The sequence below is a fragment of the Ectobacillus sp. OTK genome (assembly GCF_059698935.1).
In genome coordinates this window covers 4,013,363-4,030,288 of sequence record NZ_AP048547.1, presented here as the reverse complement: position 1 = coordinate 4,030,288, position 16,926 = coordinate 4,013,363, and the positions used below count along the sequence as shown (strand labels likewise).

The 16,926-nt window shown below is 41.4% G+C and carries 16 protein-coding genes and 2 pseudogenes; 15 read left to right on the top strand and 3 right to left on the bottom strand.

Annotation, left to right across the window (positions count from 1 at the left end; all coding sequences use genetic code 11):
• Positions 1-73: 73 nt before the first annotated feature.
• Both AC6HZ4_RS19915 and AC6HZ4_RS19910 read left to right on the top strand, forming a co-directional pair.
• Positions 74-379: an aminotransferase yhxA gene (locus AC6HZ4_RS19915; RefSeq protein ID WP_497491436.1), complete on the top strand. Its 306-nt coding sequence runs from the start codon at positions 74-76 to the stop codon at positions 377-379.
• The gene (locus AC6HZ4_RS19910; protein WP_497491434.1) at positions 376-1,596 is read left to right on the top strand and encodes a glutathionylspermidine synthase family protein; all 1,221 of its coding nucleotides are present in this window, start codon (positions 376-378) and stop codon (positions 1,594-1,596) included. The genes AC6HZ4_RS19915 and AC6HZ4_RS19910 overlap by 4 nt, the downstream gene beginning before the upstream one ends.
• A gap of 234 nt (positions 1,597-1,830) precedes the next feature.
• Here the strand turns inward: AC6HZ4_RS19910 and AC6HZ4_RS19905 are convergent, their stop codons facing one another.
• Complete coding sequence (locus tag AC6HZ4_RS19905) at positions 1,831-2,448, bottom strand: nitroreductase family protein (protein ID WP_497495786.1); 618 nt, start codon at positions 2,446-2,448, stop codon at positions 1,831-1,833.
• Between the two features lie 410 nt (positions 2,449-2,858).
• Between AC6HZ4_RS19905 and AC6HZ4_RS19900 the strand changes: the two genes are divergently transcribed.
• From AC6HZ4_RS19900 to AC6HZ4_RS19890, 3 genes and pseudogenes are all read left to right on the top strand, one after another.
• Complete coding sequence (locus tag AC6HZ4_RS19900) at positions 2,859-4,157, top strand: diguanylate cyclase (RefSeq protein ID WP_497495785.1); 1,299 nt, start codon at positions 2,859-2,861, stop codon at positions 4,155-4,157.
• A gap of 160 nt (positions 4,158-4,317) precedes the next feature.
• A complete protein-coding gene (locus AC6HZ4_RS19895) occupies positions 4,318-5,226 on the top strand; it encodes an NAD(P)-dependent oxidoreductase (RefSeq protein WP_497491433.1) in 909 nt (302 codons plus the stop codon).
• Positions 5,207-5,535, top strand: a pseudogene (locus AC6HZ4_RS19890) (DUF3909 family protein). Before AC6HZ4_RS19895 ends, AC6HZ4_RS19890 begins: the two are co-directional and overlap by 20 nt.
• Before the next feature lie 32 nt (positions 5,536-5,567).
• Here the strand turns inward: AC6HZ4_RS19890 and AC6HZ4_RS19885 are convergent.
• Together AC6HZ4_RS19885 and AC6HZ4_RS19880 are read right to left on the bottom strand one after the other, a co-directional pair.
• Positions 5,568-5,819 carry a hypothetical protein gene (locus AC6HZ4_RS19885; RefSeq protein WP_497491432.1) on the bottom strand — a complete coding sequence of 84 codons (252 nt, stop codon included), beginning with the start codon at positions 5,817-5,819 and terminating at the stop codon, positions 5,568-5,570.
• A 745-nt stretch (positions 5,820-6,564) separates the two neighbouring features.
• Complete coding sequence (locus AC6HZ4_RS19880) at positions 6,565-7,719, bottom strand: hypothetical protein (protein ID WP_497491431.1); 1,155 nt, start codon at positions 7,717-7,719, stop codon at positions 6,565-6,567.
• A gap of 806 nt (positions 7,720-8,525) precedes the next feature.
• Between AC6HZ4_RS19880 and AC6HZ4_RS19875 the strand changes: the two genes are divergently transcribed.
• The 10 genes and pseudogenes from AC6HZ4_RS19875 (at position 8,526) to AC6HZ4_RS19830 (ending at position 16,911) form a co-directional block, all read left to right on the top strand.
• Entirely contained in the window at positions 8,526-10,352 is a 1,827-nt protein-coding gene (locus AC6HZ4_RS19875) for a hypothetical protein (protein WP_497491430.1), read from the top strand.
• A gap of 224 nt (positions 10,353-10,576) precedes the next feature.
• Positions 10,577-11,563 (top strand): LacI family DNA-binding transcriptional regulator, encoded by a 987-nt coding sequence (locus AC6HZ4_RS19870; RefSeq protein ID WP_497491429.1) that lies wholly within the window; start codon positions 10,577-10,579, stop codon positions 11,561-11,563.
• A gap of 122 nt (positions 11,564-11,685) precedes the next feature.
• Positions 11,686-11,822, top strand: a pseudogene (locus AC6HZ4_RS19865) (SDR family NAD(P)-dependent oxidoreductase); the annotation flags it as partial.
• Between the two features lie 129 nt (positions 11,823-11,951).
• Positions 11,952-12,869: an aldo/keto reductase gene (locus AC6HZ4_RS19860; protein ID WP_497491427.1), complete on the top strand. Its 918-nt coding sequence runs from the start codon at positions 11,952-11,954 to the stop codon at positions 12,867-12,869.
• A gap of 23 nt (positions 12,870-12,892) precedes the next feature.
• Positions 12,893-13,399 (top strand): DMT family transporter, encoded by a 507-nt coding sequence (locus AC6HZ4_RS19855; RefSeq protein ID WP_497491426.1) that lies wholly within the window; start codon positions 12,893-12,895, stop codon positions 13,397-13,399.
• 57 nt (positions 13,400-13,456) lie between these two features.
• Entirely contained in the window at positions 13,457-13,717 is a 261-nt protein-coding gene (locus AC6HZ4_RS19850) for a hypothetical protein (protein WP_497491425.1), read from the top strand.
• Between the two features lie 252 nt (positions 13,718-13,969).
• A complete protein-coding gene (locus AC6HZ4_RS19845) occupies positions 13,970-14,869 on the top strand; it encodes an ABC transporter ATP-binding protein (protein ID WP_497491424.1) in 900 nt (299 codons plus the stop codon).
• On the top strand, positions 14,862-16,115 hold the full coding sequence (locus AC6HZ4_RS19840) for an ABC transporter permease (RefSeq protein ID WP_497491423.1): 1,254 nt from the start codon (positions 14,862-14,864) through the stop codon (positions 16,113-16,115). The genes AC6HZ4_RS19845 and AC6HZ4_RS19840 overlap by 8 nt, the downstream gene beginning before the upstream one ends.
• A gap of 154 nt (positions 16,116-16,269) precedes the next feature.
• On the top strand, positions 16,270-16,467 hold the full coding sequence (locus AC6HZ4_RS19835) for a hypothetical protein (RefSeq protein ID WP_497491422.1): 198 nt from the start codon (positions 16,270-16,272) through the stop codon (positions 16,465-16,467).
• Between the two features lie 51 nt (positions 16,468-16,518).
• The gene (locus tag AC6HZ4_RS19830; RefSeq protein WP_497491421.1) at positions 16,519-16,911 is read left to right on the top strand and encodes a thiol-disulfide oxidoreductase DCC family protein; all 393 of its coding nucleotides are present in this window, start codon (positions 16,519-16,521) and stop codon (positions 16,909-16,911) included.
• The last annotated feature ends 15 nt before the right edge of the window (positions 16,912-16,926 follow it).

Genomic DNA, 16,926 nt, shown 5'->3' with positions numbered 1-16,926 from the left:
CTCCTTTCATCTTTTTCTTTTTCATCATATCATGAAACATAGGGGAAACTACATAAGAAAGAGGGGGCTATCTATGAATAAAACAACAAATATGATGATTGGCGTGCTTGCAGTCCTTGGAACAGCTGGCTGCGGCAATGATGAGACACTTCCCCCTAAGCCCAATGACTTAAATTGCGGGGAGTATGAATTTGATTATGATGACGGAGTATGGGAATGTGACGACCGAGACTCTCGCTACTATGGTCATTATTTCTACGGCGGGACGTGGTTCAATTCACGTCATGCGCTGCATTCTTACGCTCCCTATCAGCAGTATAAACAAAGTCCGGAATTTAAAAAAGGCTTCGGGTCCGGTTCGGCGGTGAGCGGCTCATGATGAAACGAAGTTCCTTTTATGCCGCGATTTCCGACTTCTGGCCGGACTTGTACGGTATGCCATATGCTCTATATGATATTTCTCTTATTTCGAGAGAAAAAACCTCTCAATTGCGAGAGGCATCCGCACGTGCTGGTCATATTTTTTTTAAAATGGCTTCGCTCCTTCGCCGTCTTGATGAAGAAACGCTGATCGCTATGTATTATCCGAAGGAAGCTATCCCATTTCTGCGCCTAACCTCTCCGCTTTCGGAAAGCGTCATTGCCCGTTTAGATTTTGTAGAAAGCAACGGAATCTTTAAGGTGATGGAATTGAATGCTGATACACCGACCTTTATTAAGGAGCTGTTTTCTATAAATGAACAGGTATGCGCCCACTTTGGATTTGCAAATGTAAATGAAGGAGAAGAGTATGAGCTGCAGAGCGCAGTACAAGGGGCAATTGCTGCAGCGGCAGAAGAAGGTGATGCGCACATTGTATTTACCGCTCATGAAGATAATGAGGAGGATCGCTTAACGGTTCTGTATTTGCAGCAGCTGTACGGAAAAACGTCGCGGTTTGTGCCGCTCGATAAGCTGCAAATTATTCCTAATGAGGGGCTGTATGACGAGGAAGGAAAAAAAATAGATGTACTGTATCGACAAACGTTTCCAATCGAAAGTCTGCTGCTCGATCATGATGAAGCAGGAGCCCCGATTGGCCAAATGCTTTTATCTTTAGTATGCGATGGGAAGCTGAAGATTATTAATCCTCCATCAGCCTTTCTGCTGCAAAATAAAGCCGTTCAGGCTGTTATTTGGGGGCTTCATGAGGAGCGAAATGCATTTTTTACAGACGAGGAACATGAATGGATTGCTAATTATTTTTTACCGACCTATTTAGAAGAAGACATATTTTTAATGCAGCGCATGCCGTATGTCAAGAAGCCTGTATTCGGTCGTGAAGGTGATACGGTAGAGCTGTATGACGGTACAGGAAGCAAGACAATGGAAGAGAGCCAGAAATCATATGAAGCATACGGCTTTGTGTATCAGCAGTATGTTGATTTGCCAATGCTGCAAATAGATGTGAACGGATGGAAGCAGGATGCTCATGTTATGTACGGGAGTTTTTTGTTAAACGGACGTGCGAGCAGCATCGGCTGCCGCGCTGGCGGGAAGATTACGAATAATGTATCGTATTATTTACCTCTTGGTATACAAAAGGAAGATGGATGAAAATGAATCCTCGTCCTTTGTTCCACTTTAAGAAAGTATAAGTGCAACTATGCCTCTGTCTTCGCCTAACGGCGAGTTTTCTTTAAAGATTAAGAAAGCATTTTGAGGCAGGGGATCTAGCTCCCACGGTTTGCTCCCTGTGGGGGCAAGGCCCTCCGCCCGCTGAGGCCAAAAGCGCCTCAGGATGCGGAAAACCATCTCCTTTGGGAGCAAGGCAAACCGTGTAAGCTTTTCTTATTCCATCCATTCCGCAATACGGGAAATATCCATGCGGGAGGAAGGGTGCCCTTTTACAGTTGCTTCTCCTAAAGTAATCAGCATAATCGGCAGATAGCGCGCAGAAACTTGGAATTCTTCAACAAGTGCCTTCGCATTATAGCCGCCAATCGGACATGTGTCCCAGCCTTTTGCTTTTGCTGCAAGCATAAACTGCATCGCTGCAAGAGATGCGTTACAAATAGCAGCATCGCGTGCGTATTGCGTATTGTTATGAGCGCTTGCGACGTTTTGAGCCAAACGGTCAAATGCCTCTTGCGTCATATACCCTTCCTTTACAAGAGGCCCAAATACATCCTCTACATTTTGATCTGCTTCTAAGTCGCCCAATACGGCGATTACCGCTGAAGCATCTACGACCTGCTGTTGTCCATACGCGATGGAAAGCAAGCGCTGCTGTACATCTTTTCCATGGAACACAAGAAATTTCCAGTGCTGCAGGTTCCAAGCAGATGGCGCTTTGCCAGCTGCGCTTAGCAGTTCTGTTAACTCTTCTTTTGTGATCTCTTTTTCTGGGTTGTATGCTCGTGTAGATGTACGCTCATTAAGTACTGTGAAAAAATCTGCCATTGATATATCCTCCATGCCAATCCTTTACTGAAATTGTTTTAACTCCAAAAAGTCCTTAACTAACTATTTGTAAGTATTAGCTATATTAGAATATAATACCCGCTTGTTAGGAGTCAAGTATTTTGCATATTCTGCGTATAGTATACCCAAATATAAGATTTTTTTAGAAAAAGGACATTCACACAGACAGTCTGTATTTCATGTTCATACAATAAAAAGATGGAACTTCCATAGTTTTTGTCCAAAGTAAGGATAGATTTTTGGGAGCTTTTTTAGCTTCCACGGTCCGCTCCCACAGTAAAATAGTCCTATCTGCCAAAAAACATATGGCCTTCGCGGCGAAGACAGTTTTACTGCGGAAGCAAAAACAGGCCGTATCCGCTTTTCTTAAAAACGAAGTGAGTGACGAGCGTGTGATTAGATTATTGCATTTTCTGTTAACAAACACGATTTTTCAAGATTTGTTGAAGGATCTGGAAGTTAATGTGTTGTATGTAGAAGAAGGCTGTCAGATACAGGAAGTGACAGAGAACTGGCAGCCGAAATGCTTATTTCCGGCAAACGGGATTGAGGACGGTTGGCGCATCTTTCAGCGTGTACAGCCACATGTTGTGATTTTACATGTCTCTGGAGACGATGCGTGCTCATTTGTAGAAAGAATGGAGTATGACCAAACGCAGGTTATGGTTATATGTGAGAATGTTGATTCCGACTCAATTATGAAGCTCCTCTCTTTAGGCGTGAAGCATTTTGTCATGCCGCCCATTACCCCGCAGGCTGTGCTAGAAACTCTTCATGAAAGCTTATATAGAATATCGCTTGAAAAAGAAATTGAACTGCAGAAATGTATGCTGCGTACACTGATGGAATTTCAGAGCGATTTGCTGTTTATTGTGGAGGATGATGAGGTTACCGACTGTAACACAACCTTTCTTCATTTTTTTGGCTATGAGGATCTGCCATCGTATCAAGAAGAGTATATTACCTTTGCTGATGCCTTTTTAGAAGAGAAAGGCTATTATGTTCCATTTAATAAACTTGCCTGGATCGATGATTGCCTCGCGGGAAGCAAGAAGGTCAAAATGATGAGCAGTACGGGAGAAGAGTCTGTGTTTCTTGTACGGTCTATCGCTATCCCTGATGATATGTCACGATTTCTTGTAATTGGAACAGATATTACAGATATTGAGAAGGAGTATAAGGAGAACGAGCGTCTAGCGACGATTGATTCTTTGACGAATATTTATAATCGCTTCAAATTTCAAGCCCTTTTGCAGGAGCAATGGGACCTGGCAAAAAGACGTAGAAGGCCCATTTCTATTATTTTATTTGACTTGGATGATTTTAAAAAGGTGAACGACACATATGGACACGACCATGGAGACTTAGTGCTGGCACAAATAGCAGATCTCGTTTCTAAACATATGAGGACGAATGATGTGTTTGCACGCTGGGGAGAAGAGGAGTTTATTATTCTCCTGCCAAATACAACAGGCAAGCAGGCGTTTGTCATTGCCGAGTCTATCCGATTTTTCATTGAAACCAAAAAATTTACGGGCATTTCGAAGCTAACGGCAAGCTTTGGAGTGGCGGAATTTTCAGCCGGCCTGAGCCGCGAGGAGTTCGTTCAGCGTGCTAATGAAGCGATGTCTGAAGCGAAGCGAAAGGGAAAAAATCAGGTATGTTTATACAGAGAGGGAAAAGACAAGGTGTAAGAGGAAAATCGCAGCTTATGAGTTGCGATTTTCCCAATTTGTGTAATGAGAATAACGGAAAAAAATGGTATACTTGTAAATGCGTATACATAAGAAAAGCGGATATAATGGCTTAATGCCTTCTAATAGAATAGGCCGCTTGTAAGAGGGGATGAATGGGATGAAGCAAATTACATCAGAAACAGTGATTGGATTTATCGGTACGGGTGTGATGGGAAAAAGCATGGTGCGTCATTTGCTAAAGGCTGGTTACCCTGTATCTATCTATAATCGAACAAAGGCGAAGACAGATGAGCTTGTGCAAGAGGGGGCAGTGTGGGAGGAATCTCCAGCTGCTGTTGCAAGGAAAGCAGATATTGTCATGACGATGGTCGGGTATCCGCATGACGTGGAAAGTACATACTTTGGGGAAGAAGGAATGCTCCAGAGTGCAAAACCAGGGACCATTTTTATTGACTTTACAACCTCTACGCCGACTCTTGCAGGGCGAATCTATCATGAAGCGAAAGCGCGCGGTATGTATGCGCTTGATGCGCCTGTTTCCGGCGGAGATGTCGGTGCAAGGGAAGCGCGTCTTGCCATTATGGTGGGCGGTGAACAGGATGTGTATGAAGCTTGCTTGCCAGTGCTGAAGCTATTAGGGACAAATATTATTTTGCAGGGCGGAGCCGGCAGCGGACAGCATACGAAAATGTGCAATCAAATCGCCATTGCGTCTAATATGATTGGCGTGTGCGAAGCAATTGCTTATGCAAAGCAAGCCGGCCTTGATCCAGAGCGAGTGCTTGAGAGTATTTCAACGGGGGCAGCTGGCAGCTGGTCATTAAGCAATCTAGCGCCGCGTATGATACAAGGCAATTTTGAACCGGGCTTTTATATTAAGCATTTTATTAAGGATATGGGCATTGCGCTAGCTGAGGCTGAAGCGATGAATATGGAGATGCCGGGTCTGGATCTTGCGAAGCGGATGTACGAGGAGCTTGCGGAGCATGGAGAAGAGAACAGCGGCACGCAGGCACTGTATAAACGATATATAAAGGGGAAAGCGTATGGGCTTAGAACGGTTTGATGAAATCATTGATGCAGTGCAAAGCGCAAATACAAAGGAATTGAATCCAAAACAGCAGGAAGCGTTTTGGCACTCATATAAATTTCGTCCAGAGTTCGAATACGGGCATGGCAGGGCGTTATATTATTCGGGCAACCCAAGATATGCTGAAGCAGCTGGAATATTATGCGGCACTGAAATTTGATCGGAATGATATTGAGTTATATATAGGGACATGTGAATGGGCAGGTATGCGTGTCTGTTAGTTATCGAAAGCAATCTCTCCATTTGCAGGAGCTATTTCAATTTTTGGAAAAGTACGAGTCATGAAAATAAGCAAGCGTCATAGCGACGCTTGCTTACTATGCTTTAGAGCCTTGCTCCCGTATAGGAAATGGAATGATTTCTGCTGGAACACCGCGTTTTGGCTTGACGAGTAAGAAGGTGAAGATGGCAGCAACAGGAATGGCTAAGTACCACCCATATATGACAGCGCTTACAATAGAAAAGAAAAGTCCAAGCATACCTGTTTCTAGCTTTTCCTGTAAAACTCCCGCAATCATTGGAATGATACCACAGGCCATACCGATTACAACTAAGCTAATCATTATCATGTTCTCATCCCCTTTTTCAGCTTCATATAAATCTTTGAACAAAGTAACACTCATTTTTCAAGTATTATAGCCCATTATAAAGAAAGCTTGTTGATTGGCAAGCCGTTAGGCGAAGACAAAGGTATAGTTACTCTTATACTTTATTCCTAAAATTCCTTGCTTCGTCAAATGAGCTTCTAGCTGGAAATTTATACTTTCTTAAATTATAAACGAAATTTTCAGATTTTATTCAAATAATTTTCTATTTTTTGTAACAATATGTTCAAAAATGGAAATAAGAATCTGGATTTCCTTAGATTCATTTGTTAGTAAAGAAAACAATATTAGTATTTCTTCAAATACATAAGATATAAAATCAAAATAAAAGAATCAAATATATAAGCACATTTTAGGAATGGAGGACAAAGCCTTATGCTTTGCGGGGTTTTATAGTATTATAAGAGGCTTTCTATTCAATAACTCACATATTCACATGCAAATAAATCAAATATCCACAGCATAGAAGCAATGATATGATGAAATCATAGGAATAGAGGCAATGATTTGATAGATGATGAAAATAGAAGCAGCTATTTGATACCATACTGTAAAAAAAAAGAGGTTCCCCCGTGTTAGATTGGAGGAACCTCTTCGATTTATAGGTTATATATACTGACTGGGATCGTGCTTTGCACAGATTGCTTTGCTGTATATAAATCTTATGTACGACAAATAGCCCTCGTCGCAGTCATTTTTTCGACAGGGCTTACATTGTAAGAAGATGAAGCTTTGGGATATGTTTTTTAGATGTATACTCCCTCATCTTGGCATTATGCACCAATGGATAAGGAATCTGCTGAACGGCATGCGGCAGCTCCCGGCGGAAAATCGTACGGAAATAGGCGCCAATGGAGGTTCGGAACGTAAATGTACCCTTTTGCTCCTTGATATGCTGTTCAAACCTGGATAGGCAGGAGTAGAAGAACGTCTCTAACCAGCTATCTCGATATGAATACGCCTGATTCTCTTCTTCATTTATTATGTATTTCACCACATTCACGACCTCTTGTTTAAACGAAATCATCACATCAAATAGGTCGCGTGCTTTGTAACGGAGCTTTAGGCCATCTAATATATATAATAAATTTTCCTGAAAAGCAGCTAAAAGAGGCTGTACTTCAAATTCGTCTGTATTTTCCTTCACGCATTCAGCCTTTAGGCGGAACTTTACTTGACGTACCCATAGCTGCTTGCCGCGCACTTGCACTCCGACAAGCTCGATTTCAAAAATTGCTTCAAGCAGCGTGAGCATTTCTCGAACAGCCTTTGCCCGTTTGCCAAGCTTCTCCTTCAATGTGCTCATATTACGAGTTTGCTCAACAAACGATAGCTCTCCTGTGCTGCGCAGCTTTGCAATGCCGTGACGGAATTGGTTGAGCAAGGAGAACAAGAGCTCAAATGCTTCCGGATTCGCCGTACGAACAAGCTCTGCGATGATATTTGTTTGAAAAAGGGTATGAGGAACCATAAAATAGTTAAGCTCATGTCCCTGTGCCAGCTCAGGCGTTGTATATTCCTTGTAGTTCCGCAGTACAAATGCCGGCATACCGCTTGGTAAGATTTCTTCATATAAAAAGCCGTGACGAATTAAGAATTCTCGGCCGGCATGCATTGTAGAATATGCCATGTGCAGCGTTCTTGCCCAGTGTGCCAAATTATATTCAAGCACTTTTCCTTGGCTATTGCGTTCTACATGAATTTGCTGCAGCACAGTTAGTAATACTGCGTAGGAACTTGCCGGCACTTGAATATGCTGCTGCTCCTGAAATTGGCGCAGATCTTCTAACAGCTGATGCGGAAAGCGGAAGCCGTCAATTTTAATGGCTTGCTGCTTTTTTTGCTTTACACGTTTACGGCTCATCTCATACCCTCCTTTCCTAAATTTCGAGCATTTACAACAAAAAGCATTATACTATACGGATATTTTTAAAATGACCTTCTCTAAGGGAAAGTGGCAAATGGCAGGAGCGAAGTCAAAACGTTGCGGCTGTAAGGCTGAAAAAATTTCAGGGAATTCTTTGGTGCACGGGTAAGTTCGGGAAAACGGCAAAGTGGCAAATGAATGATTGTTGCTTCTGTGTATTGAATGAGCTTATAAATGCAGTATTATCAAGGGTTTCTATGAAGGGACATGAGATTCATCCTGCACAGTAGGTTTCAATAAAAAGCAAAGTGGCAGATTGCACATTGCACAGTAAGTTCGCTGGGCGGCCAAATGGCAAACAACTGCGTTTTGCATATAGCGATTCAAAAAGTGTGCCGCCTTACTCCCATAAGGGATTGAACGTGTCGCGCATGAGACATAAAGTGCACAGTAAGTTTGATGAACAGTAAAATGGCATATTGTTTTAGGGTACATAATGCTTTGCCGTTTCCTTGAGAGTGTGCATGATTCAGTAACAGCTCTAGCATATAAATAAGGGGAAAATGAAAAAATCGGTCTAAATGGCAAACTTTCTGTACGGTAAGTTTTGAAATGGCAATCTTCCTATGAAATGATAGTGGCAAAAATAGCACGACGTAAGGTATGATGATAAAGCAGATAAAATGGCAAATGAGCTGAACGGTAAGTCCCAAAATGGAGAATTTTTCTTCGCGCAAAAACGCCAGTAAATCCTGGGGAAATGAATTCAGATGGGGCATAACCGGCAAAACGAGGTGAAATAGATGCAGCAAACGATACACATTCCTGACCATGTTCCTTTAAATCAGGAGCTTTGTCATTTAGTAATTTTACAAGAGGCGGTTCTGTTATTTCGTAACCAGCCTGATGTCATAAAAGCGTGGGAGCGATATGTACATGATATTGTGGGCGGGGCAAAGCATCCGAATGTATCACGCAGCTTTCAAATTTTATATGATCTCATCACGGGATCCCTGCGAGAGCAGAATCAAAAGCTAACAAAGCATAATATTTATCAGATTTTTTATTCGTATAATGAGCAGCTTGCGACAATTCTCCATGAATACATTGTTGAGGAATTTAATCGCAATAGTGCTGAGCGAAGCATGAATGATATGATGATTCATCAGGCAAAGGAACAGAGGGGCATTATTACAAGCATGGATTATAAGTATCATCTTATGCGGAATATCCTGACGAATCCGCAAAGGTTTTCTCCTCATGAAGGGGAGGAGGGCGTCTATGAAGCACGTGTAGAGGATGCCGGCGGCGCGTTGCAGCTGCTAGCCAGAATTAAGGAGCAGGATGATCTTACAAACATGGGATGGACAGAGGAGGAGCAATTGCAGTGGAATCAGCTTCGTTCCGCATTCTCGTCCATGGATGAGATGACAGCTGATGTATTTGATATTCTCTGTTTTCTCTTTTTATTTGCACCGCGTGATACGGACGGCTTCCTCTTTTTACATTCACAGGATGTATTGAAGCTTAGAACGAACATTGTGGACCAAAATACGGATAAGCTCAAAATCAAAGAGCGGGATCGTTTTCAAATTATGTCCCGTGTGAAGGCAATCGCAAATATTTGGATTTCGCTCAATGAAGGGGAGATTATCGAAATTGAGGATGAGGAAGGAGAAGGCATGCAAACGTTGAAATTGCGTGACTTGGAGAAGCTGGTGGAAATCGGGAAGATCCGGGCCGCATATGATACGAAGGACCGTTTTGTCGGCATTCAGGCATGCCAAATTAAGCCGACTCCGCTGCTCACATCCTTTTTAGAGCAAAATAAGCGCTTAGGTTTTATTGATTTAAGCGCATTGGAATTTCATCCGATCCGCGAGAAGTTTGAAAAGCGGTTAACACGCTACTTAGCAATCCAATGGTTTATTCGACTATCAAAGCGAAATATGAGACAGCCCTTTTTAGTCGGCACCCTAGTGCGTGAAATGGAGATGGAAAACAGCCGCCACAGGGGAACAGAGCTCGTCGATCGCTTTACGAAGGTGCTGTACAATCTGCAGGAGCATAGCATTATTAAAGAGTGGAATTTTGTGGAAGAGATTGATTACGATAAAATCGGGACGAAGGGCTGGAAGCAGTACTTCTTTTCCCAAAAAATCATTGTCATTCCGACAGAGGAAATCGTGCGGAAAAATAAGGCGAAGCTATCTATTTTAAAGGAGCAGCATCAATTTGACAGCAGCAGCTTCGAGAGGACATTAGATAGTGTCCTAAGCAAGCAGGAGCATGTATTAGCTGCGTACAGCGCCCCGCAGGCAGACAGAGAGCCCTATTACACAAATATGCTGGCAAATCCAGCTGTGCAGCTTGGGGAATCAGCCGGCTCTTCAGAGAAGCCGATGCGAAAGCAGCCTGCCATTACGGAGGAGACGCTAGAGCCTAATATGGTAGTACAGGAAATGGAACGCCGCAAAATTAGCTTGTTAAAGGCGTCCGAGGAAATTGATATTGGCTATAATACGCTCAAGCGGTTTGTGAACAACGCTACGAAGCGGAGAAATAAAAATAACGATGCGAAGATTGTGAGATGGCTGAGAGAGTCGTGGAAGAAGGCGGCTGAGGAATAAAGTTCTAAAAAAGTGAATAAAGGTCGAACAAGCTGGCATTCTTTTGTTATAAGGATGCTAGCTTGTTTTTGTCCGCTCGTTTTTTCTTAATGCAAATTACAGTATTTCTGTTCTATTGGAGAGGTTTCGTTATAAATATAAACTTGTATTTTATGGAATGTTGGAGTAAACTAAAGATACTTTGTGGGATCGATCTCGCAAGGAGAAAAAATTAGGGTGATTGAATGCCAACTATTTTAGATGTAGCAGAAAAAGCAGGGGTATCAAGATCTACAGTCTCACGAGTTCTTACCAATAGTGGCCGAGTGGACCCAGAAACAAAACAAAAAGTTTTAGCAGCGATGAAAGAATTGAACTACCAGCCGAGCCAGGTTGCACGTAATTTGCGGAGAAAAGAAACTAACTTAATTGCCGTTTTAATTCCCTGTATTTCTAATCCGTTTTTTGGAAGTCTAGTTCAGGGGATGGAAGAGGTGGCTGTTAGAAAAGGATATCATGTTATCCTTTGTAATACGGGTGAAGATCCCATTCGACAGATGGAGTATCTCCAAATGCTGGAGAGAAAACAAGTAGATGGTGTGATTCTAACTGCCTTGCGCAACCCTCTAGAAGAGGCGAAAGCTTATCTTCAGTACGGTCCAATTGTACTAGCTAGTGAATATGTAGAGGATGATTCTCTTCCTGCTGTTGTGATTGACAATATCAGAGCAGCGGAGCGTGTAACTGAACATTTAATTATGAAAGGCCACAAGAGAATAGGCTTTATCAATGGGCCGGAACATATTATTCTTTGTCGTGATCGGCAAAAAGGGTATATGCAAACGCTGGAAAAGTATGGAATATCTATTCCTCATGATTTAATCATGTATAGTGATTTTACCATTGAAGGTGGATTTGCATGTGCTAAGCAGCTTCTTGCATTAGAGGAGAAGCCAAGTGCCATTTTTGCTGCGAATGATGATATGGCCGTTGGTGTCATTCAAGCTGTGCAAGAACAAGGATTACGGGTTCCGCAAGACGTAGCAGTAGTTGGATTTGACAATGTGCAAGTGTCTAGGGTAGTTCAACCAGGCTTAACAACGATTGATCAACCAATTTTTCAAATTGGGGTAAAATCCATGGAACTCTTAATGTCATGTTTAGAGGGGGCTGTATTGGAAGACAAGAGAATCGTTTTAGAAGCAAATCTGTGTATTCGAGAATCAACATGAGTCAATCAGATTATTTTTTTTAAGAATTGCGGGATCGATCCCGCAATTCTAAGGTTCCAATACAGTAAACCATTAACCGAGTGGAAGAATAAATATGAGAGCGATAATAGGGGGATGGTTATATGAGTCTTAAAGGTAAAAAAGCAATCATTACGGAGCAGGAAAGGGAATAGGTAGAGCACTTGCCGTTGCTTTAGCGAGAGAAGGGGTACATGTAGGAGTAATTGCGAGAACTGCCGCAGACTTGGAGTCACTGTCCCATGATCTTAAGCACTAGCTACTTTAAAATTGCCGTCGCGTGTATTTGTAAAAAGTGCTGGGATTTGGACAGCCAATCCACAATAGTGGAGCGTAACTTTTAAACATATTTTGGGAGGGAACAGACCGTATGAAATATCGTCGGCTTGGGAAAACGGAACTTGAAGTTTCAGTAATTGGGGTAGGAACTTGGCAATTCGGCGGAGAATGGGGAAAAGACTTTTCTCAGCAAGAAGTAAACCAAATGTTAGATAGAGCAAAAGGATTAGGAATGAATCTAATTGATACGGCAGAATGTTACGGTGATCATCTATCTGAAGCTTTAATCGGCAAGTATCTCCAACAGGATCATCGAGAAGATTGGATTGTGGCAACAAAATTTGGCCATCACTTCCATGGTCACCTAAACCGTACTGATCATTGGTCAGCTGAAGAAGTTTTAAAGCAGCTGGATGATTCGTTAAAAGCACTTCGTACTGATTATATTGATCTCTATCAATTTCATTCTGGAAGCGATGAAGTTTTTGATAATGATGATTTGTGGACAGTCCTGGACAAGCAGGTACAGGCCGGAAAGATACGTCATCTTGGTATTTCTATTGGCAGCAATGATAATGTACACCAAACGGATGCCGCTGCAAAGATACATGCGGAGGTGATTCAGGTTGTATACAACCGATTGGATCGCAAGCCTGAAGACCAGGTTTTTCCTTCTTGCCAGAGACAGGATTTGGGTGTATTGGCCCGTGAACCTTTAGCTAACGGATTTTTGAGCGGCAAATATAATCCAGGTACCGTATTTGGAAAAAACGATTGGCGCAGTGTTAAAAATCAGGAACAGTTGAAGCTGGTTGAGGAAATTCAACGTAAGGAGCTGCCTGAAGGAGTGAATATGGCGCAGTGGGCGCTAGCCTGGTGCCTTCAAAATCCTGCTGTTACATGCGTAATTCCAGGTTACCGAAACATAGAACAACTAGAGTCGAGTGCCAAGGCAGCAGATTTGGAACTTGTGGATCATTCTCACCCTGGAGCATGGAATCTAAAATAAATTGTTGAGAGAGGAAAAACTACATGTATATGATTTCTCTTATAGCCGCACTGGCTTCAGGCCTATTGATTTCTATTCAAGGGGTTAGTAACAGTGTCGGAAGTAAACTAATCGGGACGCCCGCAATGATTACTTGGTTATCAGTCGTGCAGGCGATTCCCCCGCTCATTCTATTGTTCTGGCAAAAGCCATCTATGGGGATTGGTACTTCCATTCTTCAAGGCTTTAAATGGTATACGATTTCGGGGATGATCGGAATGATTGTTATCACTGCACTTAGTTTTGCGATTCCTAATCTTGGCGCTCTATCGGTGTTTGTAATCGTGGTTTTGGGACAGATTATAGGAGCTGCGGTTATTGATCAAATCGGTTTGTTCGGGAGCCCTGTGATCCCAATTAATCCGTTGCGAATTGTTAGTATTTGCATCATAGCTGTTGGAGTTGCATTGCTATTGAAATCAGGCGATACACATCCCGAATCTAAAGCCAAAACTGTGGAAGCAACGTCTATACATTCAAACGTATTATAAGGAGATTATATCTGTTGGAAAATAAAGTAATAATCATCACCGGCGGGAGTGAAGGACTTGGTAAAGGAGCAGCCAAAGTCTTTGCTGAAAATGACCGGATTTACACAGGCGTTAAATGGAGAAGGAAAGCCATACAATGTTCGTTGCTCTGTTGTGTACCCAGGCGGGATGGATACGAACTGGCATGAAGAAAGCCATCATGAGTTCTTAAATCCAGAAGATGTGGGACGATTTTTCTTTCATATGGTGACACAAGATCCTCGCTTTGTAGTAAACGAGGCAGTTATTACACCAGTTATCGAGAGAGGATACCCTTAAATATTGTGAGAAAAGAGGATTGTAAAACATTTATACCAGAGGCGTAAATTTTAGGGTAATCATAATTTGGTTACCCTTTTTATTTATGTTGTGGAGAATAAATATCTTTTCATGAAACGGAAATTTCAACTTTAAAATGTCCCAACATAGATTTATCAATTATACTTAATAGTGAAGAATTAAAATATTTTTTGGAAATTTCACCCTTTTTTCGGTATTATAATATAGGAGTCAAGAGAAGGGGGATTACAAATGGTCTTAAAGCTAGAAAACGTTACGAAAAGATTTGGATCTTTCACTGCAGTTGATGATTTGTCTATTTCCATTCCAGAAAAAGAGATGTTCGGGTTTCTAGGGGCAAATGGTGCAGGCAAAACGACAACATTTAGAATGATTTTAGGATTATTAGACCCAAGCAGTGGAACGGTTACTTGGGATCATAAACGAATTAACTATACTACCAGTCATCTAATTGGCTATCTTCCAGAGGAAAGAGGCTTATACCCAAAATTAAAAGTAAAAGAGCAAATTGTTTATTTAGCTAGGTTAAGAGGTATGAAGAAGCAAGATGCATTGAAAGAATTAGATTTCTGGTTAACCCGGTTTAAGGTGCCGGAGTACGGAGATAAAAAGGTAGAAGAGCTCTCAAAAGGGAACCAGCAAAAGATACAATTTATTGCTGCTGTTATACATAAGCCGAAGCTCTTGATTTTAGATGAACCTTTCAGCGGTCTTGATCCAGTAAATGTTGAACTGCTAAAAGAAGCTGTCTTGGATTTAAAAGAAAACGGAACGACTATCGTTTTTTCAAGCCATCGAATGGAGCATGTAGAAGAGATGTGTGAACATTTATGTATTATGCATCATGGGAAACCGGTGGTTCATGGCTCCCTAAAGGAAATTAAACGGTCATTTGGGAAAAAGAATTTGATCATCCATGCGGATTTTAATATGGATTTCCTTAAGGAGTATTCAGGGGTAAGCAAAACAAAGCAAACGCCGGAAGGAATTCATTTACAGATTGAAGGAGAATATGTCGCTGAAAACATCTTAAAGGATATTGTTGGAAAAGGCTTTGTTCGAAAATTTGTCCTTGAAGAGCCTTCTTTGAATGATATTTTTATTGAGAAAGTGGGTGCTTCCTATGAATAATTTCTGGATTATCTTATTTCATACATACACGAGTAAGCTAAAAACAAAACAATTTTTAATTTCTACCGCTATCACTTTGGCAATTATGATCGGTTTAACCAATATGACGAACATTATTGGCTTTTTTACTAAGGATGAAGCGCAGGATCAAATTGCTGTGATTGATGAAACGAATGCTCTGTTTGAACCGCTTAAGCAGAATGTAAAAGCAGTAAATCAGGACATTAAGCTGGTCAATTATAAGGACGGAGAGGAAAAAGCGCAATCTGAGGTAGAAAAAGGTTCCTATAAAGGTTTATTGATTCTTTCATTTGATAAAGAAAGCCTTCCTTTAGCTACGTATAAATCTATGACAATAGCAGATTCGGCGCTGCCTACAGAATTACAAAATAGTCTGCAGCAAATTAAAACGCAGCTTGCGGCCTCACGAATCAATTTATCTTCTGAGCAGCTGGCAAAGCTTTACGAGCCTGTTTCATTTGAGCGGGTGGCCCTTGAGAAAAATGCAAAAACAGAAGAAGAATTGAATCAAGCTAGAGGTTTAGTGTATGTTTTATTATTCATTATTTACTTTGCAGTCATCATGTATGCGAATATGATTGCGATGGAGGTTGCCACAGAGAAATCCTCTCGTGTCATGGAAATTTTAATTTCAAGCGTTTCTCCGATTAAGCAAATGTTTGCAAAAATATTAGGGATAGGCTTACTAAGCTTGACTCAGCTCATCGTTTTATTAGGAGTGGGCTATTATTCTATTAAACAAAATCTTTCCTCAATGAAGGGCGGTTTTTTCGAATTTTTTGGATTCAATAATATTCCCATGACCACCATCCTATATGCAGTCGTCTTTTTTATACTAGGGTACTTCCTATACGCGACTTTAGCGGCATTTTTAGGTTCTTTAGTAAGCAGGATTGAAGATGTTCAGCAAATGATTACCCCGATGACCTTATTGGTAGTTGCTGGATTTATGATTGCGATGTTTGGCCTGGGGCAGCCGGATAATACGTTTATTACGGTAACCTCCTACATTCCTTTCTTTACGCCAATGTTGATGTTCATGCGTGTTGGAATGCTGACCATTCCTGTCTGGGAGCCATTAGCAGGAATAGGTATTCTTTTAGTGACGATCGCGATTCTCGCTATATTTGGAGCAAGGGTATATAAAGGCGGAGTTCTTATGTATGGGAAGTCCAGCTCCTTTAAGGACATCAAAAAGGCAATTCAATTAACAAAAAATGGGTGAAATATGAGGAGTACGCCGTCCCTTTAGTGGAAGCATTGAAGGGGATGGCGTTTTTTTAACGTAATTTCGAAAGAATGTACAACAAATCGCTTCTTCCAGATGATAAAATAAGGAAAAAGAGGAAAAGAACATCTTTTGGACATGAGGGGAGAAGATGATGAAACGTTTCTTACCGATTTTTTGCTTGGAAATGTTCATTGTTTTGGTCATTTCGTTTAGAGCATACACTCATTGGGATTTTCCGCTTGCAATCTGTATTGGATTTGTCATCCTTGCAATTGTGCTTCTTTTCGTATTCCATAATCAATTTGAGAAGCGTAAAATGTCTGGAGTCACAGAGAATAAAGAATGATGTGAAGTCCCTGTCCAGAACGGGGAGGGGCTTGCTGTGGAGGATGGGATTGTGAATAACATCATTTTATTTGACGGGGTATGTAACTTTTGTGATCATAGCGTCCAATTTATCATTAAAAGAGATAAAAATGCCTTATATAAATTCGCATCTATTCAAAGCGATGTTGGGCAAGGAATATTAAGAAAGTATAATATCCCTGACAGCCTAGACAGTTTTATTCTTGTTGAGGGTAACAAATGTTACGATAAATCATCAGCGGCTTTACGGGTTTGTAAGAATTTAAAATGGGGATGGAAGGTATTCTATTGCTTCTTACTTGTACCAAAACCAATACGAGATTTATTTTACGATATTGTCGCTAAGAATAGGTACAAATGGTTTGGGAAGAAAGACAGCTGCTTGTTGCCATCGCCTGAAATACGGAAGCGATTTTTAGAATAGGCTGGGGGCTATTAT